Genomic DNA, 429 nt, shown 5'->3' with positions numbered 1-429 from the left:
GCCTACTTCAAGGCCCAGGGCCTGTTTGGTGTGCCCAAGTCGGGCGATATCGATTACTCGCAGGTGGTGAAGCTGGACCTGGGCAACGTGACGCCCAGCCTGGCCGGCCCCAAGCGCCCGCAAGACCGCATTGAGCTGGGCAAGGTGGCCAGCCAGTTTGAGTCGCTGTTCTCCAAACCCAATGCCGAGAACGGTTTTAACCAGAACGCGGCCGTGTTCCACACCCGCCACCTGGCCCGCACCTGGGACGAACCGCTGACGACCAAGGTACCCAAGACCCCCCCCGCACCGCTGGGTGCGCCACGTCAAGTAGTGGAAATGGAAAGCAAGCCTACGCTGGCCGCCAACCATGCGCCCAACACCGCTACGACTGCGGTGGCCGCGGGCAGTGGCTCGGACGTGACCATCGGCAATGGCGACGTGCTGATT

At 64.1% G+C, this 429-nt stretch carries 1 protein-coding gene; it reads left to right on the top strand.

Going from position 1 to position 429, the window contains the following annotated elements:
• Nucleotides 1-429 (top strand): aconitase family protein (locus AC1D1Y_RS26510; protein ID WP_477684971.1); only part of this gene is annotated, 429 nt, incomplete at both ends.

The sequence above is a fragment of the Polaromonas sp. P1_G1 genome, assembly GCF_056405595.1.
The sequence above is the reverse complement of the archived record's forward strand: the minus strand, read 5'-3'. Positions and strand labels throughout refer to the sequence as shown.